The organism is Kordia sp. SMS9, assembly GCF_003352465.1.
Classification (GTDB): Bacteria; Bacteroidota; Bacteroidia; order Flavobacteriales; family Flavobacteriaceae; genus Kordia.
On sequence record NZ_CP031153.1, the window covers coordinates 1,450,830 to 1,473,035 of the forward strand.

At 36.3% G+C, this 22,206-nt stretch carries 16 protein-coding genes; 4 read left to right on the forward strand and 12 right to left on the reverse strand.

Annotated elements, in window-relative coordinates:
- The first annotated feature begins 24 nt into the window (after positions 1-24).
- Positions 25-1,704, forward strand: coding sequence for a S8 family serine peptidase (locus KORDIASMS9_RS06345; RefSeq protein WP_114902040.1), 1,680 nt, complete (start codon positions 25-27; stop codon positions 1,702-1,704).
- A 110-nt stretch (positions 1,705-1,814) separates the two neighbouring features.
- Positions 1,815-3,422, forward strand: a complete 1,608-nt coding sequence (locus tag KORDIASMS9_RS06350; RefSeq protein ID WP_205318037.1) for a S8 family serine peptidase — start codon at positions 1,815-1,817, stop codon at positions 3,420-3,422.
- An 83-nt stretch (positions 3,423-3,505) separates the two neighbouring features.
- On the opposite strand, the gene KORDIASMS9_RS06355 is transcribed toward KORDIASMS9_RS06350, so the two are convergent.
- From KORDIASMS9_RS06355 to KORDIASMS9_RS06375, 5 genes are all read right to left on the reverse strand, one after another.
- Positions 3,506-5,305: a T9SS type A sorting domain-containing protein gene (locus KORDIASMS9_RS06355; RefSeq protein ID WP_114902042.1), complete on the reverse strand. Its 1,800-nt coding sequence runs from the start codon at positions 5,303-5,305 to the stop codon at positions 3,506-3,508.
- A 121-nt stretch (positions 5,306-5,426) separates the two neighbouring features.
- A complete protein-coding gene (locus tag KORDIASMS9_RS06360) occupies positions 5,427-6,986 on the reverse strand; it encodes a class I SAM-dependent methyltransferase (RefSeq protein ID WP_114902043.1) in 1,560 nt (519 codons plus the stop codon).
- A 104-nt stretch (positions 6,987-7,090) separates the two neighbouring features.
- The gene (locus KORDIASMS9_RS06365) at positions 7,091-7,324 is read right to left on the reverse strand and encodes a hypothetical protein (protein ID WP_114902044.1); all 234 of its coding nucleotides are present in this window, start codon (positions 7,322-7,324) and stop codon (positions 7,091-7,093) included.
- A gap of 123 nt (positions 7,325-7,447) precedes the next feature.
- Positions 7,448-7,645, reverse strand: coding sequence for a hypothetical protein (locus tag KORDIASMS9_RS06370; RefSeq protein ID WP_114902045.1), 198 nt, complete (start codon positions 7,643-7,645; stop codon positions 7,448-7,450).
- A gap of 109 nt (positions 7,646-7,754) precedes the next feature.
- A complete protein-coding gene (locus tag KORDIASMS9_RS06375; RefSeq protein ID WP_114902046.1) occupies positions 7,755-9,425 on the reverse strand; it encodes an ABC transporter ATP-binding protein in 1,671 nt (556 codons plus the stop codon).
- 352 nt (positions 9,426-9,777) lie between these two features.
- Between KORDIASMS9_RS06375 and KORDIASMS9_RS06380 the strand changes: the two genes are divergently transcribed.
- Entirely contained in the window at positions 9,778-13,614 is a 3,837-nt protein-coding gene (locus KORDIASMS9_RS06380) for a S8 family serine peptidase (RefSeq protein ID WP_114902047.1), read from the forward strand.
- A 142-nt stretch (positions 13,615-13,756) separates the two neighbouring features.
- Here KORDIASMS9_RS06380 and KORDIASMS9_RS06385 read toward each other — a convergent pair whose 3' ends face one another.
- The 5 genes from KORDIASMS9_RS06385 to KORDIASMS9_RS06405 all read right to left on the reverse strand — a co-directional run bounded on the left by KORDIASMS9_RS06385 (position 13,757) and on the right by KORDIASMS9_RS06405 (position 18,486).
- Positions 13,757-14,515 carry a hypothetical protein gene (locus KORDIASMS9_RS06385; RefSeq protein WP_114902048.1) on the reverse strand — a complete coding sequence of 253 codons (759 nt, stop codon included), beginning with the start codon at positions 14,513-14,515 and terminating at the stop codon, positions 13,757-13,759.
- Between the two features lie 204 nt (positions 14,516-14,719).
- Positions 14,720-15,433 carry a 3'-5' exonuclease gene (locus KORDIASMS9_RS06390; protein WP_114902049.1) on the reverse strand — a complete coding sequence of 238 codons (714 nt, stop codon included), beginning with the start codon at positions 15,431-15,433 and terminating at the stop codon, positions 14,720-14,722.
- Between the two features lie 211 nt (positions 15,434-15,644).
- Entirely contained in the window at positions 15,645-16,475 is an 831-nt protein-coding gene (locus KORDIASMS9_RS06395) for a cyclase family protein (RefSeq protein WP_114902050.1), read from the reverse strand.
- 258 nt (positions 16,476-16,733) lie between these two features.
- On the reverse strand, positions 16,734-17,219 hold the full coding sequence (locus KORDIASMS9_RS06400; RefSeq protein WP_114902051.1) for a methylated-DNA--[protein]-cysteine S-methyltransferase: 486 nt from the start codon (positions 17,217-17,219) through the stop codon (positions 16,734-16,736).
- A 187-nt stretch (positions 17,220-17,406) separates the two neighbouring features.
- Positions 17,407-18,486, reverse strand: a complete 1,080-nt coding sequence (locus KORDIASMS9_RS06405) for a CNNM domain-containing protein (protein ID WP_114902052.1) — start codon at positions 18,484-18,486, stop codon at positions 17,407-17,409.
- A gap of 233 nt (positions 18,487-18,719) precedes the next feature.
- On the opposite strand from KORDIASMS9_RS06405, the gene KORDIASMS9_RS06410 reads away from it, so the two are divergent.
- Positions 18,720-20,636, forward strand: coding sequence for a T9SS type A sorting domain-containing protein (locus KORDIASMS9_RS06410; protein ID WP_114902053.1), 1,917 nt, complete (start codon positions 18,720-18,722; stop codon positions 20,634-20,636).
- 57 nt (positions 20,637-20,693) lie between these two features.
- Here the strand turns inward: KORDIASMS9_RS06410 and KORDIASMS9_RS06415 are convergent, their stop codons facing one another.
- Together KORDIASMS9_RS06415 and hemB are read right to left on the reverse strand one after the other, a co-directional pair.
- Positions 20,694-21,203 (reverse strand): DinB family protein, encoded by a 510-nt coding sequence (locus tag KORDIASMS9_RS06415; protein WP_114905164.1) that lies wholly within the window; start codon positions 21,201-21,203, stop codon positions 20,694-20,696.
- 1 nt (position 21,204) lies between these two features.
- Positions 21,205-22,179, reverse strand: a complete 975-nt coding sequence (gene hemB, locus KORDIASMS9_RS06420) for a porphobilinogen synthase (RefSeq protein ID WP_114902054.1) — start codon at positions 22,177-22,179, stop codon at positions 21,205-21,207.
- Positions 22,180-22,206 lie beyond the last annotated feature (27 nt).

The window sequence follows — 22,206 nt, forward strand, 5'->3', positions numbered from 1 at the left end:
TTATTTCATAAAAATAATTCATAAGTGAAGTCAGTAAAACTAGGTATCATTCTATGTTGTTGTATTGTTGTAGCGTGTACTTCTTCAAAGTCAACGTTGCAAAAACCGCAAGCAATTACAACTACTTTTGTCAAAAAACAACCACTTACCAAAGCAGAAAAGCAAAACTGGCATCTCAAAGATATTTATACTGATTCCATTCCTGGGATCAGTTTGGAAAAAGCTTATGATTTTTTAAACGATAAAAAAGGAGATACTATTATTGTTGCTGTTATTGATACGGGAATAGGTATTGACAATGAGGATTTTAAAGGTCTGATTTGGGTTAATAAAGATGAGATTCCTAACAATGCTGTTGACGATGATCAGAACGGTTATATAGATGATATAAATGGTTGGAACTTTCTTCAAACTGAAGTAGGTGGAGATTACCGCTATTCGCACTATGCTTGCATGAGGTACATAAAAAAGTATGATTTACTTTTTAAGGGTAAAAAAAGTGAAGAAATTCCAAGTAGGCAAAAAAAAGCATTTAAAGAATACCTAAGAGCAATAAAAACGTATGAAAAAGAAAAGAAAGATGTTGAGGATGACATTGCTGCATATAAAAGAATAAAAAATAAATTCATTGAAGTAGATTCATTGCTAACAGAATATTTCCCCCAAAAAAAATATACCTTTTCTCAAGTAGATTCCTTATCTAACATATCAAGTGATTCTCTGCTAAAGACTGAACTAAGATTTATGAAATATTATCTAAAAAATAATATAAATCCTAAATGGGCGGATAAACGTATTCAAAGAGAACTCAAAGAACTTAATACGATATTGAACTTTTCTTTTAATGAAAGAGCAAAACAGGGAGATAATATCAATGATCTAAATGATTTTCCTTATGGGAATAACAATGTGCAAGGAACTGAAAAAGTTAACCATGGGACAAAAGTAGTATCCATACTTGCAGCTACTCGAAATAATAATATGGGAATTGATGGTATTACTAATTTAGTTAAAATCCTTCCTTTATGTGCAGCTCCGTACGGTAATGAGCATGATAAAGATATTGCATTAGCTATTCGATATGCAGTAGATAATGATGCGAAAATTATTAATATGAGTATTGGAAAGGAATTTTCAATGCATCCAACATGGTTAAAAGAAGCTATTCAATATGCGGAAAAAAATAATGTATTGATTGTCTCTTCAGCAGGAAATAAAAGTTATAATTTAGATGTTGAATTTGATTATCCAGATGATTATGACGAAAACGGAGAGTATGCAAAAAATTTCATAAAAGTAGGGGCTAGTTCTTACAAAGCAGACTCAACATTGGTTTGGCTTTCTTCTAATTATAGTCAAAAAAACGTGGATATTTTTGCGCCAGGGCATAAAATATATTGTCAGTCAAGAAAACGTACTTCTTATTATTCAGGTACTTCGTATGCATCTCCTATTGTAGCTGGTATTGCAGCCTTAATTCGCTCATATTATCCAAACTTATCTGCTGTGGAAGTAAAAGAAATTATACTAGCATCAGGAATATCTTTTGATGTGGATGTTGTACAACCTTACCCTTATGGAGAAAAACAACCAAAAGATAAAATTCCATTTAGTTCAATGTCCAAATCCGGCAAAATAGTCAACGCCTATAACGCACTGCTTATGGCAGAAGAAGTCTCTAAAAAGAAGAAGCGAAAAAAGTAAAAAGACTTATATTGTAACTTCATAAAAATAATTCATAAGTGAAGTCTATAAAACTACGTATCATTCTATGCTGTTGTATTGTTGTAGCTTGTACTTCTACGAAGTCAACGTTGCAAAAACCGCAAGCAATTACAACTACTTTTATCAAAAAACAACCACTTACCAAAGCAGAAAATCAAAATTGGCATCTCAAAGATATTTATACTGATTCCATTCCTGGAATCAGTCTTGAAAAGGCATATGATTTTTTGAAAAATAAAAAAGGCGATACTATTATTGTTGCTGTGATTGACACGGAATTAGATATTGACCATGAAGACTTAAAAGATCAAATTTGGATTAATAAAGATGAAATTCCGAATAATAACATAGACGATGATAACAACGGTTATATAGATGATATTAACGGTTGGAACTATGTTGGAAGCAAAAAAGGAGATGATGCATTATATACTAGTTATGAATATGTAAGAATTATTAAGAAATATGATTCTTTATTAAAATATTATAATTTACTTAGTGAAGTGCCCAAAGAACATCTTGAAAACTTCAAATTATATCAAAAAGCATATATAAAATATGATTCAGAGGTTGATTATAAAAATTCTGAAATAGCTAGGTATAAAAGAATTAATACCAGATATAATAAGGGAAAATCAGTAGCAAAAAAGTATTTTCCGAAAGAAGATTATACAGTTGCTAAGTTAGATTCCTTAAAATCAACTATCAATAAAAAAAACGAAAAAAAATCAATATCAAATCTAGCTTATTATGTAAAATATGATATTGATGAAAAATGGTGTAATAGTTATATAGAGTTTGAAGAATTTAAACTAAATACTCTGTTTAACTTTAATTATAATGATCGTCGTTCAAGAAAAGATAATACGAATGATATAAATGATTATCCTTATGGAAATAATGATGTTCAAGGGACTCAATTAATAAATCATGCCACTCAGATAGCTTCCATCATAGCAGCTCAAAGGAACAATAAAATAGGTATAGATGGAATAAATGATCTTGTGAAAATAATGCCTCTGAGTATTGCGGCTGTAGGTGATGATTTTGATAAAGACATAGCGTTGGCTATTCGTTACGCTGTAGATAACGGTGCAAAAATCATTAATATGAGTTTGGGTAAAGAGTTTTCAATGTATCCAGAATGGGTGAATGATGCCATAAAATATGCCCAAGACAAAAATGTTTTAATCATTACTTCTGCTGGAAATAATGGATTAAATATAGATAAGAATGATGATTTTCCTACTGATAATTTGAAAGGTGTTGAAACTGTACAAAATTTCATTAAAGTTGGTAATACTTCTAAAAACATCAACTCAAAACTAATTTTTAGTAACTCCAATTATGGAAAAAAGAATGTGGATATTTATGCTCCTGGAACAAAAATTAATTGTTTATCAAGATATGGAGAAATAACAGACACAGGTACATCATTATCTTCAGCTGTAGTAAGTGGAGTTGCTAGTCTATTGTTTTCTTATTACCCGAACTTAACAGCAATAGAAGTGAAAAATATCATTTTAGAGTCAGGCAGTTCTTATGATTTAATGGTGTTAAAGCCATATCCAAATGGAGAAAAAAGAGATCCGAAAAAAGTCCCTTTCAGCTCCCTATCCAAATCCGGGAAAATAGTCAACGCCTATAACGCACTACTCATGGCAGAAGAAGTATCTAAAAAGAAGAAAAAACGATAGTAATATTCCTTTAAAAATAAAAAAGTTATGTGCTCGCTAAGAATACATAACTTTTGTCAATTAATTTTTTAAAAGTATAGTAGCTATCTCTTTACAAACATTTTCGTGGTTTGTCCTTGATTACTCGTAACAACCATCATATAACTAGCGGCTTGTAACTCAGAAATGTCAATACTTTTTATTTGTAAAATAGAAGTCAAATCTACAGTGCGGATCAATTTGCCTTCCATTGTATAAATAGAAGCAGACACTAAAGAAGTCTCCACGTTACTTGAAAGTGTAATTTCATCCGTAGCTGGGTTTGGATACATAACAATCGGCGAAATCAACTTGTTTTCTAAAACATCCAATGTTGTTGAGCCGCTTTCATAAGCACCAATATCAATAGTACTATCTGCAATACGCACTTGTTTAGCAGCATCGCCTGCTTCGGTATTTCTAGTATTATCTCCTGCATTTACAAGTTGACCATTGGTAATATTAGGAAACAATCCGTCATCATTTGTTCCGTAAATATCATCTGCACCGTTATAATCAAAAACGTCTACAAAAGGATTTCCAACCAACGATACAAAATTAGCGCCCAAATTGATAAAACCACCCGTACTATCAGATGCGTTATTGGCAGAGCTAAAATCAATATTATTTCCAGCAATATCATTTATACTACTCGCATTAACATTGGTATAAAAAACAGTATTAAACAATACAGGATTTGGCGAAGTCAAATTGTTATACATACCGCCACCATCAGCTGAACTAGAATTTCGTGCAAAGGTTACGTTTGTAAGCGTCACATTAGAGGTACTAAAATTGTACAATGCGCCACCATTTCCAGTAGCACTATTTCCAGCAAAAACAGTATTGATAAGTTCTATGTTGGTAGTTTCACGTGCAAACATTCCGCCGCCCAAATTAGCCGCATTATTTTGGATAAAAAATACATTTGTCAACGTTGCAGAAGCATTACTCGTAATGGACATTCCTCCACCACTTTGGTCTGCATAATTTTGTTCAAAAATGACATTATTCAATGTAATAACAGAAGCCGTATTCAGAGAGCGCATTCCGCCACCTTGATCTCCAGAATAATTTCCATAAAATCTCACATCAGTGAAAGAAGGTGAAGAATTAATATTATACACACCACCAGATTCAAAAAAAGAATAGTTTCTATCAAACATAACGTTTCTAAGTACAGGATCAGAATTTCTATTGTACAATCCTCCAGCATATCCACTAGAAGTAGCATAATTTCCAAAAAAAGTAATATTAGTCATTGTCGGAGAAGATGAATTATTAGTCATACCGCCACCAAAACGACTTATATTGATTCCAGAATAAATAACATTACCCGATCGTGCTCTTCCTCCCGTCATCATAAATCCGTCAATAAGACAATTAGTTGTTAAATTTCGAGTTAAAACCACAGTAGTAAGACCACTATTTTGGTTGTCAATATTTAGGGTAGCGCCAAAACCTGTAACTGTATTATCGTTGCCGGTATCTCCAGAAAGTATAGAAGGAGTATTAAGGTCTTGTATACCAGAAGAAGCGTCATATCCGCCTTTAAACGTAATATCTTTATCAAAATGAAAACATACTATGGGCGAATACAATGTTGAGGTACTCGCAGGTTCTGTCGGCACATAAGTACCTTGTGCAACACGTACTTCATCTCCAGCCACGGTTGCATCCAATGCTACTTGTATGTCTTTAAAAGCAGTGGCAAAACTCAGTCCATCACCTGAATTGTCTGGGCGATTGATATCCACAAAATACGTAGTTTGTGCAAAACTGTGTAAAGAAAAAAGAAGAAGTAAAAAAAGAAATGATTTAGTAGTAAATGGTAAAGTGGTTTTAAAATGTAATTTTCTGCTCATGTAATGATTTTTAAAAAAAGTTGGAGCGAATATAAGAAAAGTAAAGCATATAAAAACAGATAGATGCCTTTTCAATACCTTGAAATCGCCCTATATTTTATAAAAACAGACTACATTATAACTACTGAATCAAATTAATACTAACAGTCGAAATGTCATCACTCGGAAAACGATACGAGTGATTCGGATCTATGGAAATTCCCGCCTTAGCGATAGCGTCCAACAACACATCCAATTCCACAATATACTGATCCGAAAAACCATGCGTCACATCATATGCAGTACAAGGTGTTTTACCCAAATTCAGCGCGACGGTAGTTGGTGAAACGGTGTGCAATTCAATAAACAACAAACCATGTGTTGAAATATACGGCTTCCACTTTTGAAAATGTTCTATCAAACTCTGTGCAACATCCGCATTGTGCAAATGCTTCCCGCGATGCGCAAAAGCTCCTGTAGACAACAAATTTCCACTATACGTTCCCGTAGGTTCATTAAAAGGACGATTATGATCTAAAAACGAACGAACATTCAACAACTCTTCCAGCTTCACATTATACAATTTCTGCAACTTTGCGTCAATCTCAGCAGGATTTCCAATATCGCCCCACACAACTTCTGCCCATACATTGGCTCTTTCCAAATTTCGTTTGGTACTCAACAACGCTTCCTTATTATAATCGGCACCTATCAAAATAAGTTTATTGTTGTTTAAATCTTCTTTGCGTTGGGTTTTGTTCCAAATCAACTCAAAAATATGCTCTAGCAAGGCGCCATTTCCACAGCCGACATCAATAATTCCTTTCGGTTGTTTGTCCAAAGGTTGATTGAAAATATCAACCAAAACGGCGTCAAACTTATTAAAATAGGTTGCGTGACTTCCACCACTTCCCCAAACATTAATTCCGCGAAACACATGTTGTTCGTTGCCCAAGTGATCTTGCTCAAAAAATGGTAAAAAATCACCTGTCAAATACGTTTCTTTATGGCGCATAATAGGCATGTACGAAGTCGTAACACCATAAGCATAACTCTTGGCAAACAAAAATTCCCCTTTGGTCGTCAATTCATCACCATCGTGCAATTCCAACAATTGCAACACTTGTTGAAGCGACGCATCTTCCAAAAATGTTGCAGTCTCCAAGCTTTCCAAATCTGCATGATAGCCTAAATACACCAACAAAGGCGCTAACAAAACACCTTCCAAATGAAAAGCAACTTCGTTCTGAAAATACGAATCTGTATGCAATTTTTCTTTGGTTTCTATCCAATAGGTAGCATACGAAATCAAGGTGTCCATAGTTGGCAATGGAAACTGAAAAGGCTGTTTCAACAAATCATAATAATAGGCGAAAAGCGCATTAAAATGTAAATAGTGAGGTATATGCTGTTGAAAATCCGTGAATTTTGAAGTGGTTTCAATAGAAACTTCATCAGGAGTTACAGAGTAGTTTAAAACTCCCTGCGAAGCCAAACTGCGCAACGCAATATTCAAATAACCTGCATGAAACTGCGGAAACTTCTCCGTAATTTTTCCCAAAGAAGTATTTCGCTCCGACGCCAAAAAATCAAAAACGGCATACCGTTCCAACACCGCAATAGTCGCCGTAATCGTAATGCCATCTTGATGTTTAAATAATAAGGATCGAAAGGCGCGTTTTTGTTCTCTTGTTAAGTTCATATCTTTTAAAGATACTGAATTTTCAAAAGGAGCAAAAAGGAAAAGTAGTTAAAAGAAAGCTAAATTATTTTAATAATAACATAGCTTTCAAATAGTACTTAGTATTATATGTTAATAGGGCACTCTCCATAAGGTCCTGTGCAAATTTCAGGGCTTGATGCTGGTAGTGGTTCTTGTGGTTTCGGTTTTGGCCCTGGACAATCAAATACTATAGATGTTAAAAAATCCAAAGGGCAACTTGTAGAGCCAGCTGCGCCTCCTTTTACTTGATGAATCTGATCTAAATTAGAAATTGTCTTTTTCTGTAATGCTAAATTCTTTAAAGTTTGTTTCTTCATGATTTTTCTATTTTTTGTTCGATGCAAAGTTGCCACGATTAAGAAGAATATAATAGCGGAAAACAACGGAAAATAATACAGGGAATTCACGGAGACGAATTCCCCTCTAAAATAGAAAAACACCTATAATACAATGCAATCATCAGGACCTACTGTACATACGCGTATGTCTGTCGCTGGACTAGGATCTGGTGGCGCAGGACAAAACTTTAGAGTTTCTGGCCAAAAAGAATCTTCTCCACCATGTATCTTTTGTAATGTTTCTAAACTAGAAATGGTTTTTTTGTGTACTACTAAATTTTTAAATGTTTGTTTTTTCATGATATATAATTTTATGTTTATACCATAAAAGTAGCTGCTTTGAAAGCTGTAAAATTTATATAGTTTCTGAAATGTAGATTTAAGTTGCTAAAAACAAAGCAAATAAGAATTAAATCCCCTTCGGAATAGCATCAATCAATTTCTGTGTGTATTCAGACTTCGGATTGGCATAAATAGCATCGGCTTCGCCCAATTCTTCTATCTTACCGTCATTCATTACCAATAACTGATCAGAAATATACTTGACAACCGCCAAATCGTGCGAAATAAAAATATAGGTAAAACCAAAATTATCTTTCAACTCATTCAACAAATTCAATACTTGTGCCTGAACGGAAATATCGAGTGCAGAAACCGATTCGTCACAAATAATCAACTTGGGTTGCAATGCAATCGTGCGCGCAATACCAATTCGTTGTCGTTGTCCGCCCGAAAACTCATGCGGATATCTTCCGTAATACGAAGCATCCAAACCAACGCGTTCTAGCAATTCGAGCACTTTCTCCTTGCGTTCGGCGTCATTGGCGTACAATCCATGTACTTTCATGGGTTCCAAAATGGCCGTTCCGACAGGAATTCGAGGATTCAGCGATGCAAACGGATCTTGAAAAATAATCTGTATCTCTTTGCGCAAACTGCGAATTTCACGGGTAGACAATTGGGTAATATCTTGCCCTTTATACAAAATTTCGCCTTCGGTGACCTTATGCAACTGTAAAATAGTATTTCCCAAGGTAGATTTCCCGCAACCAGATTCGCCCACCAAACCAAGTGTTTCGCCCTCGTACAATGAAAAACTTACGTCGTTTACAGCTTTCACTTCCGTAGATGTGCCAAAAATACCTGCGCTGCTAAAAAAGGACTTAGACACATTTTTCACCTCCAATAATGGCGCTTTCGCGTAAATGGTCTCATGGTGACGCTTTCGTGCTTCGGCAGAAACAACTTCGGTAGAAACCGTACCCGCCAATACATCTTGAATGGTGGGCAACTTTTGCAATCGAACTTCCAAAGAAGGTTTTGACTGCAACAAGGCTTTTGTATACTCGTGCTGCGGATTTGTAAATAACTCGGAAGTTTCCCCTTTTTCCACAATATCACCTTGGTACATCACCACAATCCGATCGGCAATTTCACTCACTAATGACAAATCGTGTGAAATAAAAATAATGCCCATTTGGGTTTCTTGCTGCAATTCTTTCAACAACAAAATAATTTCCTTCTGAACCGTTACGTCCAATGCTGTCGTGGGTTCGTCAGCAATCAATAACTTTGGTTTGCAGGCAATTGCCATGGCAATCATAACGCGCTGTTTCTGTCCGCCACTCAACTGATGCGGATACGAGCGATACATCTGAGCAACTCTAGGTAACTTTACCTTTTCAAAAAGTGACAAAACGGTCGCTTTCACTTCTTTTTTAGAACAAAATTTATGTTGCAACAATACTTCTTCCACCTGTTTTCCACAGGTCATTGACGGATTCAAAGAACTCATGGGCTCTTGAAAAATCATCGAAATCTCATTCCCGCGTAAGCGTTGAAAATCTTTAGCAGCAAGGGTTACCAAATTTTGATCGTTGTATAAAATTTCACCAGAAATCGTTGCATGCTTTTTAGGCAACAAACCTAAAACAGCTAACGAAGAAACGGATTTTCCACTCCCAGATTCGCCAACAATTCCTAAAATTTCATTAGAAGAAACGGTATAGGAAATTCCATGAATAACTTCATTGCCTTTAAAAGCAATGCTAAGGTTTTGGATATCTAGTAAAGTGTGCATTACTCAAAAGTAAACAAATAGAATTTCACTAAAAAATTAACTTGTAAAATAGCTTTTAAAAAACACCTTAGTTTCTCTTTTAGTATAAAATAAGTAAGGTTTTGACGTAGTTTTTGAGTGTATAAAACAATATCTGTAAGAATATCTTAAAAAAATGAGTAATTCGTCGAAAAAACACATAAATCTTTAAAATATTTGTAAAAAATTAACACTTTTGGCGCGTATTGATGAAAATATGTCAAAAAACAATCATCTACAATACATATTGTACACCAAAACACACCTATTCAATATGTATGTAGCAAGACGTATTTTTTTAAATACAAATTAACCTTAATAACCAAAATAAAACATGAAGAACAAGTACCTTTCACTAGGGCTACTCGCCCTTGGTATGTTCTTTACGCAAACTTCATTTGGACAAACGGATGCTGAAAAGCAGAAGATTGTAAGCCAATATGATCTACAAGCGTTAGGAACTTTAGAAAACAAATTAACCACACAACAAGCACAAGAAAAGCAACGCGCTATTCAACTGGCACAACAAAACGGCTGGGAAATTAGAACCACTTTGCCAGATGGAACACTTGTGGAACTACAACGCGTAACAGCGGATGGACAACCTGTATATTACAGAACATTCAATGTAGACGCGGCACGATCTACAAGAACAGATCACTTAAACGCTGGAGGTTCTTTAGGATTGAATCTTATGGGACAAAACATGACAGCCTATGTTTGGGATGGCGGAGTTGCCAGAGCTTCCCACCAAGAATATGACGGAGCTGGCGGAACCAATCGTTTCTCCACAGGAGATTCTGGTTCGTTAAACTATCACTCAGCACACGTTACAGGAACCATCATGGCTTCTGGAGTTGTAGCAAATGCGAAAGGAATGGCGCCACATGCAAGCGCTGTAGGATACGACTGGAACAGTGATTTAGGTGAAGCAACTTCGGCAGCATCTAGCGGAATGTTAGTTTCAAATCATTCCTACGGTTTTAGAGGCGATTTAGTACCTGATTATTATTTTGGAGCGTATATCACAGAATCTCGCGATTGGGATGAAATTATGTTTAACGCGCCCAACTATTTAATGGTAGTTGCCGCAGGAAATGACGGAAATCAAAACGGATACAATGCAAGTCCTTTGGGCGGCAATAGTTCGTACGATAAACTCACAGGACATTCTACATCCAAAAATAACTTGGTCGTTGCCAATGCACAAGATGCAAACATAGATGCAAGTGGAAACCTAATTTCTGTAGCTATCAATAGTAGTAGTAGTGAAGGTCCAACAGATGATTACCGTATCAAACCAGACATTACAGGAAATGGTACAGGCGTATATTCTACCTACCAAAACAGTGATACTGCGTACAATTCTATTACAGGAACATCTATGGCATCGCCAAACGTAGCAGGTTCTGTATTACTATTACAACAACATTACAACAATACAAATGGTTCATTTGCAAGAGCTGCTACCATCAAAGGATTGGCGTTACATACCGCTGATGATGCAGGAGCTTCGGGTCCTGATGCCGTTTTTGGTTGGGGATTAATGAATACAAAACGCGCAGCAGAAGCTATTTCTAATGATGGAAACGAAGCTAAAATTGAGCAATTGACCTTAACGTCTGGTCAAACGTACTCTATCACAGTTGATTCTGATGGAACAAATCCATTACTAGCTTCAATTTCTTGGACAGATCGTGCAGGAACGGCAACAACAGCAACAAACTCATCTACAGCAGTATTAGTAAATGATTTAGATATCAGAGTAACCAAAGGTGGAACAACCTACAATCCATGGAGATTAACAGGAGTTACAACCAACGGAACAGGAGACAATACCGTAGATCCGTATGAAAGAGTAGATGTTTCGGGAGCTTCCGGAACGTATACAATTACGGTAACACACAAAGGTTCTTTAGTGGGTGGAAGTCAAGATTTCTCATTAATTGTTACAGGACTTTCAGGAACACCAGTAGTATGTAATGCAACAACACCAACAGGAGTTTCAGCATCTGGAATCACAACGTCAGGTGCAGATATTGATTGGAATACCGTAACAGCAGCGACTTATGATGTTCGTTACAGACAATCAGGAACGTCAACTTGGACCACAAATGCAGTAGCAACAAATTCTACTACATTAACAGGATTGGCGGCTTCTACCTCGTATGAAGTACAAGTGCGAAGCGTATGTCCAAGCGGAAATTCATTATACAGTTCGTCAGTAACGTTTACCACGGCTGATATACCAGCATTCTGCTCAGGTTCTATAAGTTCTTTTCCATACAGTGAAGGATTTGAAGCTGGCGATGGCTGGACACAAGTTGGTGGAGATGATGGAGATTGGTACCGCACGAGCGGAAGTACACCATCTTCAGGAACAGGACCAACTTCGGCAGCGCAAGGAACCAACTATTTATTCTTAGAAGCTTCTACAAATAGCAGCCCTGGACAAATAGGAAACAACGGAACTGCAATTTTAGAAAGTGATTGTTTCAACTTGGCAGGAAAATCTTCAGCTACGTTTAGCTTTCAAAATCACATGTACGGAACTGCGGTTGGTAGCATAACTGTACAAGCTTCTACAGATGGAACTTCATGGGCAAACTTATGGTCAGATTCTGGCGATAAAGGAAACCAATGGAATAGTATTTCAGTAAATTTAAGTGCATACTTAGGGCAAGAAGTAAAACTAAGAATTGTAGGAACTACTGGAAACGGTTGGTCTAGTGATATTGCGATTGACGATTTATCAGTCACAGCTGTAGATGCTTCGGCAGATACAACGGCACCTGTAATTACGTTAAATGGTGCAGCAACCATCAACCTAACGGTTGGTGATTCGTTTACGGATCCTGGTGCAACGGCAAGTGATAACATAGATGGCGATTTAACATCAAGCATTGTGGTAACAGGTTCGGTAAATACATCCGTAACAGGAACATATACCTTAAACTACAATGTAAGTGATGCTGCTGGAAATGATGCTACACAAGTATCGAGAACAGTAAATGTGGATCCTGCAAGTACAGGAGGTTGTTCAGGCGGCGTAAGTTCGTTCCCATACAGTGAAGGATTTGAAAATACACTTGGCGCATGGTCACAATCTACCACAGATGATATCAATTGGAGTATTACTTCTGGAGGAACACCATCTTCAGGAACAGGACCAACTGCAGCAGCAGAAGGATCATATTACATTTTTGTAGAAGCTTCTGGAAGCGGAACAGGATATCCTAACAAGCAAGCCATTTTAAACTCGCCATGTTTTGATTTAAGTGGAGAAACACAAGCAACTTTCGCATTTAGCTATAGCATGTATGGCGCTGCCGATATGGGAAGTATTTCTTTAGAAGCGAGCGACGATGATGGTGCCACGTGGACTTCTTTATGGAGTGAAACAGGAAACAAAGGAACTGGCTGGCAAACGGCAAGTGTCAACTTAGCTTCGTATGTGGGCGGAAGTGTTCAATTGCGATTCAACCGTATTACAGGGTCAACTTGGCAAGCAGATATTGCTATTGATGGCGTAAGTCTTTCTACAAGTGGCGGAAGTGGACCATCGTGTTCAAATGTATCATTATCCATTACGTTTGATAATTATCCTGAAGAAACAAGCTGGGAAATCACGAATAGTGGAGGAACAGTAGTCGCTTCTGGCGGAACGTATGCTTCGCAAGCAGATGGCTCAACATTAGTTATTGATGCTGGATGTTTAGATGATGGATGTTATGACTTTACCATTACTGATGCGTACGGTGACGGAATTTGCTGTGCGTATGGAAACGGTTCGTTTACATTGACAAACAATAATACAGGCGCAACATTGGCTTCTGGCGGATCATTTACAACGTCAGATACAACCAACTTCTGTGTATCAGCTTCTGGAACCACAGCAACAGCAGATTACATGACTACTTTTAATGATACTAATGTAAGAGCTACTTTGGATGTGAAAATTTATCCAAATCCTGTAAAAGGAGCTACCTTAAATGTGACAACTTTGCAAGACAATGCAAGTTACACCATTATGAATATGGTAGGACAACACGTAGCAAAAGGAAACATCGTTTCTGGAGCTATCAATGTTTCTAAATTAAGAGCTGGCGTATACATGATTCAAATCAATACTGGATCGCAAACGGTCACTAAGAAATTTATCAAGCAATAATAAATAAATTTAGAGTGCTTAAAAAGCCCAAACGCTTCGTGTGTTTGGGCTTTTTTATGCTTTAAAGAAACATACATAGTTCGTGAGCGTTTAAAAACTCGAATAGTTACACCATTTTATGTGTAAATTGGTATTACAAACACTAACCAGCCATAAACGTTGGATCAAACGTTTCTAGCGTAAGCTTTAATACTTCATAAAATTCATCGGCAGTTCCGTCAATAGAGCGTCGAATCCAAAAACCAGGACAGGTAAATGCTTCATACACATCGTAGCCATTTTTTTCTTGAGATTCCGCAAAATCGCGAAACTTTTCTTGTAAATAAAATGATGGCCCTTTAATGCGACCATTCATATAATCGTGTTTTTCAGGATCGGCAATCGCGTCCAAATACCCATTCATAATTTCTTGATTGTTTGCGGCAACTTTATACGAAAGATAATAGGTGCGTATATATTTTTTGAGATTGCTATCATAATGTGCTTGCAGACCTTTGACAAAGGTTTTATTTTTAAAGACAAACCGAAGATTATCTTCCAATTTTTTGATAAATAGCGGATTGTAATACCCAAACGCTTTATCACTTTTATAATTTGGAGAAGTAGTATGCGGACCTTTTAAAAAGACAGATTCACCAACAATAGTTTCTAAAGTAGCAATGCTAAAAAATTGATCGTATAAGGCATAGCGTCCACGAACGCCACTTTCTGGAATGTACGTTTCTGGTACTTCTTTGTAAAAGTCGATAGCTGAAACAGTGTTGTCCCAATTGTCAATCGTTGCGTTTGAATTTTTGCGTAATTCTTTGATGGTTGTTTCGTTTTTATAGATGGATTTCTGCAAAGAACACGCCGCAATAAAAAGAAAAATCAGGCAAATAAAGGAAGTTTTAAAATTCATAGAAGTGGTTTTGAATTGAACGAATATATAAAATATTAATTTGTCAAATCATCAATTTGATGATTTGAAAATGACTTTCTAAGAAACATATTGTTATACTTAGTTCAAGTATAATTGACTAAAATACTAAAAGCTAACATCCAAAAGCGTTTACATTGAGCTTGCCGAAATGAAGCGTTCCAAAACCAAAGACCTAATAGCCAACTACACATGCAACATTTCTTCATCTTCCAACAACGGTTCATTGCGCAATCTGAGTAATATCTGCGCGACAGCGATGACATCTTTTTCACAATACGTAATGATGCGATCAATATCGCCTTCTTCGTAAAATACATTGCGGACTTGACTGCCATCAATATCATCTTTTGGAGATGGAATGCCCAAAACTTTCGTCATCAAACGCAAGGAAGTATAGTGTTTGTAATCGCCAAACTTCCAGAGTTCCATCGTATCTAAATGCGGAATTTCCCATGGTTTTTTGCCGAATAAATTCAACTTAAACGGTAACGGAACGCGATTGATAATCATACGACGCGCAATGTATGGGAAGTCAAATTCCTTTCCGTTGTGCGCACAAAGCAATTGTTGAGGTCGGTTGAAATGCGATTCGAGCAACGCTTTAAATTCCCGTAATAAGTGCTCTTCTTCGCCGTAAAAGGAAGTTGTTCGAAACTGTCGGATATCGCCTTTATTGGCAAAATAGCCAACGGAAATACAGATGATTTTACCAAATTCTGCCCAAATTCCAGCACGATCATAGAATTCGTCAGCGGTAAATTCGTCTTTACGTTGATACGAAGTTTTTTGTTCCCAAAGCGTTTTTTCTTCGGCATCCAAATCGTCAAAATGTGGATATTCAGGAACCGTTTCTATGTCTAGAAACAATACATTTTCTAAGTTAATTTTATGTAACATACGTCTTTATTTAGTACGTTCATGAGGAAGAATTAGGTACTAGGAAGACTTTGCTAGTTTTCGTTTTTTTAGCTTTTCTTTATAGAAAGACTTTTCAGCAATATACAGGGTTTTGATGACTTCTGCAAAAATCTGTGCATTTGCATTGGTCAAATACATAGTTTTTCAACGGTCATTTCTTGTGTTTGCGCGACTTGTTTTTTTGATCCTTTTACTTTTTAACAATAGCTACAATTCTCAAAGGAGCGCCACTTCCTCCTTTAATTTTCATGGGTAATGCAATGATTTCAAATCCGCTACTCGGCAATTTGTCTAAATTGGTCAAATTTTCAAAAGCAGGAATATTTTGCTGTAGTAAAATTACGTGACTTTTAAAGTATGTAGATTGTCCGTAATCAATGCTTGGTGTATCAATTCCGATTGCGTTTATATTGCGTTGTTGTACCAACCATTCGGCAGCTTCAGCAGACAATCCGGGAAAATGTAACTTTTCAACAGCCATTTCTCCACGTTCGTCAGTGCCCATATATTTTACTTTGTTGGGATAGTATTTGGCAAATCCGGTTTGTAATAATACGATGCTTCCGTTTGGAATTTTTGTATTCTCTTTTTGTTCCCAAGCTTTTAAATCGTCAATGGTAATGAGATAATCTGGATTTGGAAGTGCGTTTTTAGAAACATCTATTTTTATGGCAGCACCGATCAGTTTTTCAAGTGGTATTTCATCGACGGATTGTCCTTTTTCGGCAAAGTGAATTGGTGCGTCAATATGTGTTCCGCCATGTTCTGCAGTACTGAAATTATTGGCGGCATAGAAAAACCCTTTGTCTGTTTTTCCCTTAAAAACCGTATCTAAATTAAATTCTTTTGCCGTAACCCAATACACCGTTTCATCAGAATAGGAGTGTGATAAATCAATGATTTCAGTTTTTACAGCTTGTTTTTGAGGAAATGCTTCCGTGTTTTGTGATTTTTCAGTTTTCTCATTACAAGAATTGAGTAAAAAAAGGAGTAACAGTAGGAATGGAAATGATTTTTTCATCTTGATATTTTTGTCTTATCGTACAAACAGAAGATACTATTTAACGTGAGTTCGATATAAATATTATGCTATGTACATTATTGTTAATACATTACACTTAATGTCAAATCGAGCGCAGTCGAGATTCCTTTGAAAATATCAATTCTTAGCTGTTCTCGACTGCGCTCGAACTGACAAGTGTTTATTTTTCAGTAAATTACAAGTAAAATAAAGGTTTTTTAAGTCGAACTCACGTTATTTATTTTTCTTGAAATGAAATTAAAATAATGATTGTTGCTTTACAGGACTTTCATGCTCCAACAACCATTTTTTTCGCCACAATCCGCCAGCGTACCCTGTGAGCGAACCATCACTTCCAATAACTCTGTGACACGGTGTGACAATCCAAAGTGGATTTTTTCCATTCGCGGAAGCTACGGCACGAATAGCTTTGACATCGCCCAATTTTTTGGAAAGATCTAAATAGGAACAGGTTTTTCCAAATGGAATTTTGTTGAGTTCTTTCCATACTTTTTGTTGAAATGTAGTTCCTTTTGGAGTTAATGATAGATTGAATTCAGTTCGATTTCCAGCAAAATATTCTTCCAGCTGTACAATACATTCTTTTAAAACTTGTGGATTATGTTCAGAGTTTTCAATCTCAATTTTTTCATCTACCACAGAAATTTCGAGAATACCAACAGTGTCGGAAACAACTTTAGCGATTCCCAGTGGAGTTTCAATATGTGCTGTATGTGTATTCATCGGACTTAAAACGCTACTTCGTCGATAAAATGTGTAAAATTACAGATGAAGTGTATTTTTTTCATAAATTTGTGCTTTCTAATTTACGATAATAATTACGAAGTTTATATATAAATCCGTTACAAAAGAAAGTTGTTAGTAGTTGGTGATTTGCGTAAAATTTACCAATGACAAATGCCCAGTCGATTTATTCTTCTGGGTTATTTTTTTCAATAATTCCTAACTTTTTAGCACGTTTTTCCCAACTTTTACGAGCGAGTTGTTGCAAGTCGGCCACATTATCACTTTCGTCCATAATTTCCAAACCAAGCAAGGTTTCAATGACATCTTCCTGACTTACCAATCCGCTTACAGAACCGTATTCGTCTACAACTAAGGCAATATGTTCGCGATGTTCAATGAGTTTTTCAAACAATTCAGGAATCGGCAAATTTCGTTCAGTAACCAACAATTCGCGCTGAATAGAAGACAACGGTTCTGAACCTTTTCCATCAATAATGGCTTCCATTAAAGTATCTTTTAAGAAATAGCCAGAAATATCATCACTTTTAGAGCCGTGAATTGGAATTCGCGAAAACTTTAAATCGGGATTTTCATCATAAAACTGCTGAATGGTTTTGTCAGACGAATCAATTTTTAAAACCGATCGCGGTGTCATGACATCTTTTACCAAAATATCTTTAAAACCAAGCATGTTACGAATCACTTTGCTTTCCGACTCTTGAAACACACCTTTATCGGTTGCAATTTGCGTCATTGTCGTAAAATCTTCACGACTCAAGATGCTTTCGCCATGACCTTTGCTACCAATAATTTTGGTGAACAATTGCAAAATCCATAAAATTCCTGTGTACTTTAAAATCAGCACCATAATATCAAGCGTTCGTGTAGTAAAACCTGCAAGCTGTTTCCAGTACATGGCGCCAATAGTTTTTGGAATGATCTCTGAAGCCACTAAAATCAAAATAGTCATGATAACAGAGATGATAAATACACCGTAACTATCTTCGTCACCATAAAGTTTTTTTGCCTCTGTACCAACCATAATGGCACCCACAGTATGCGCAATGGTATTTAGTGTTAAAATGGCGATTAACGGTTTGTCAACATCTTGTTTTAAGGCTTTCAAATTGTCGGCAAAGGCTTTTCCTTCTTTTTTCTGGATGTTTACAAACGTTGGAGTAACGCTCAATAATACAGCTTCTAAGATGGAACATAGAAAGGAAAAGAATATAGAAATTACTCCGTAAATTATTAATAGTGTCATGATATTTCAAAAATTGTATGTGGCGAATTTAGCTAATATTTTGCTCAATTTTTTAGATACCTCCGTAGAATCTTTGAAGTTTTCGTTTTTTTAGTCAAGATGTGTCATTTTTTATAAAAAATAGTGGTGATGCTTTATAAAGCATCAGTTACTCCTTTATAAAGCGTCAGTATAGATGCTTTTTTTCAGCGATTTAACATGATAAGTTTGCTTCAAACAAAAACATTTAAATTATGAAAAAAAATATCATTAAACTTACATTATTACAAAAGTGCCTTGTGATGTTCGTGGCTTTATCAGTAGTACATCTTGCTACACATACAACAATGGCGCAAGAAGTGAAAGAAACTCAAAACTCAAGAATTGAAGGTGATAATATTGAAGTCACGCTCGAATTGTTTAATCAAATAAAAGATTGGCAAAATAAACGAGACGAACAACTTCCTTTAGATGCGTATTTAGCTACGCAGAACATTTCGCAAGAAATGCAGCCTAAAGTAACTACACTTTTAAGAGAATTGCGAGGCGATTCAAGAGATACAGATTGTAATTGTGTTGTGCTTACGGTAAACTCTTCATATGATGTGGCCGCAAATTATACCAATCAATTTTCACCACCGGAAAACCAAAGCGGCTTGACTACTTGGTATTCTGAATCTATTTCGGGAGCCGCAACACGTCAGCGATTAAAGCTAAATTCACCAACAACAAACAATGAATATGAATATGAAAAGTCGGTAAGCGGTAATGAAACATCTTCTAACAGTTACGCGCATATGTCATTTAATTATTTATGTACCAATGGAAGCTTATTGCCAGAAGATTGTGGCTGCGCTAAAACCATTGATTTACGAGCAAATTATTATGGAGATTCTTGGGTAGCTACTTCTGCCACAGGTGGTTGGGGAACGCATTCCAGTTTTGCAGCTGTGGAAGACGGTGTTGCCTTATTTGCTACAGATCAATATCTAACAGATACGCAGATTACGGTACTTGCTGGTGGACAATTTCAATTGTCTAGAGCACAAGATGATACCTGGAATCCTGAATTTTGGACGAATACAGTTGATTTAGCATCTTCTATTGTGGGAGTCGTTGTAGCAATTAATACGGGTGTGCCAATCAACTGGGCTACGACTGTGACTAATGTAGGTGGACAAATTATAAATGTTTTTCAAACACCAATGGATATACATTATCAAGAAGAAGAAGACGGATCAGCTGCAGATAATTTTTCAGTAAGTTACACTGGAGGTATTACGCTAGAGCCAAACCACATCGTCACAGTGTCTATGATTTCTAAAGGATATATTTATGGAAAAGGAAAAGGAAAATTTGTGAGCGATTCTGAACATAGAAGTGCTTACTTGATTTCAGCAGTATTACCATTTAACAACTCAAATCCAGAGTGTTGTATGGAGCAGTATGGAAAATGGGTTTCTGGAGCCTTAGGACTTCCTGGATCTACAGCGTTACGAAATACTATAGCAGCACACCAAACCTTATTTACTCCTTGGGACAATCTATCAGATACCAACGGTGACGGAAATGTGAATATAAATACAAATATTGGTTTTGCATACCGAGCTGAAGAGTGCAAAGTTTGTGGAATTGATGTCGTAACAGGATTAAATGTGAGCGCTAGCGGATTAAATATTGGTTCCAATACGCGTCCTGCTGTTTTTTCATGGAATGGACAAGCTGGTGTAGCTTATTATCAAATTAACTTGTACAGCAGTACGGGAGTTTTGTTAAATACATTTAATACTTCGGACACAACGTATACAGCGAATTTAGTGCCAGGAGATTATAGTTTTTCTGTAACTGCAATTTGTGATAATGGTGAATCAACAGTTTCAGGAACGCAACCATTTACAGTAAAACCTTTACGAGCTGATGATGGAGACATACGTCTTAAATTGTCACCAAATCCAGGAAAATCTAATGTTGAAATCAACGTTGAAAACTACGAAGAATTCAAAACCATAAACGTTCAAATTACGGACATAAGAGGAATTTCGTACTACAAATCGCAGATCAAAAATGGAGTACATAACGTGAATATTCAAACATGGAATACGGGTATCTATTTTTGTAAAATCACAACAGATGATAACAAAACTACGGTAAAGCAACTAATAAAAGAATAGTTGGGTTTAGTTTAAAATGGGAGAAAGAGAGTCTGTAGCAATACAGGCTCTTTTTTATTACCAACCACGATATCGCGGCGGTTTTATACCGTTTAAGTTTAAATAGACAATGAGTTGTCCTCTGTGGTGCGAAACGTGATCTTGCAATAAATTTAAAATTTGCAACTTGGTTTTAGGACCCGCGAAGAATTTTACAATTTCTTTTAATTCTTCGGGAGAAGCTTTTTTGATGATGGTTGCTGTATTATCAAATGCAATTTTTAATGCGGCAATCACTTCCACTTTTGTTGTATACGTTGCTTCCTTTTGATCGTTCTTCGTTTCTTTTGAAAAGTAGGTAGAACTCAACCAATCCATATTTTGTTTGATATGCAAAAGTTGCTCTTTAAAGGTCTTTTGGCGTTCAGTAGGTTTGAAATCATACTTGTCTTCTGGCATGGCTTCTGCCATTTCTACTAAATACTGTTTAGAATTTTCCCATTTCTCTAAAAAGGCAGAAATTGGTGTGTCTTGTGCGTTTGCGAATGTAGTTGCGAAAAGGACAATAAGTACAATATATTTTTTCATTTTACGATAATAATTTAATAACATCTTTGGCAAAATAACTCGCAATCATATCTGCGCCCGCACGTTTAAACGCCATAATCGATTCTAGCATTACTTGATCGTGATTGAGCCAACCTTTTTCCGCTGCAGCTTTAATCATCGCATATTCGCCACTTACTTGATAGACAGCAACTGGCACATCAAATTCATTTTTCACTTCGCGGACAATATCTAAATATGCCATACCTGGTTTTACCATCACAATATCTGCACCTTCATCAATGTCCATTTCGGTTTCTCGCATGGCTTCAAAACGATTGGCAGGATCCATTTGATAGGTTTTTTTATCTCCAAATCCTGGTGCAGAATCGAGTGCATCACGGAAAGGACCATAAAATGCTGAGGCGTATTTGGCACTGTAACTCATAATGCCAACATCGGTAAAGTTTTCATCTTCCAAGGCTTCGCGAATACTCAAAATACGTCCATCCATCATGTCACTTGGTGCTACAAAATCCGCTCCAGCTTCTGCATGTGAAACGCTCATTTCTGCCAACACTTCAATGGTATCGTCATTTACAATTTTTCCATCTTCTACAATGCCATCATGACCATACGAAGAATACGGATCGAGCGCAACATCGGTCATCACAATCATATCAGGACAGGTATTTTTTATCACTTTGATGGCGCGTTGCATCAAACCATCTGGATTTAAGGCTTCTGTTCCTTTATTATCTTTTAAATTATCTGGCACTTTTACAAACAGTAAAACAGCTTTTAATCCTAAACTCCAAAGTAATTTCAATTCGCCAACTAGCGTATCCAAACTATGGCGATAATAATTCGGCATCGAAGGAATTTCTTCTTTGACACCTTTGCCTTCCACCACAAAAAGTGGTACTAAAAAATCGTTGGCTGAAATGGTATTTTCTCTTACCAAACCGCGAATGGCAGCATTGGTGCGTAAACGTCTGTTGCGTCGAAGTGGAAACATATTTTTTGTTTAAAAAGTGACTTCTAC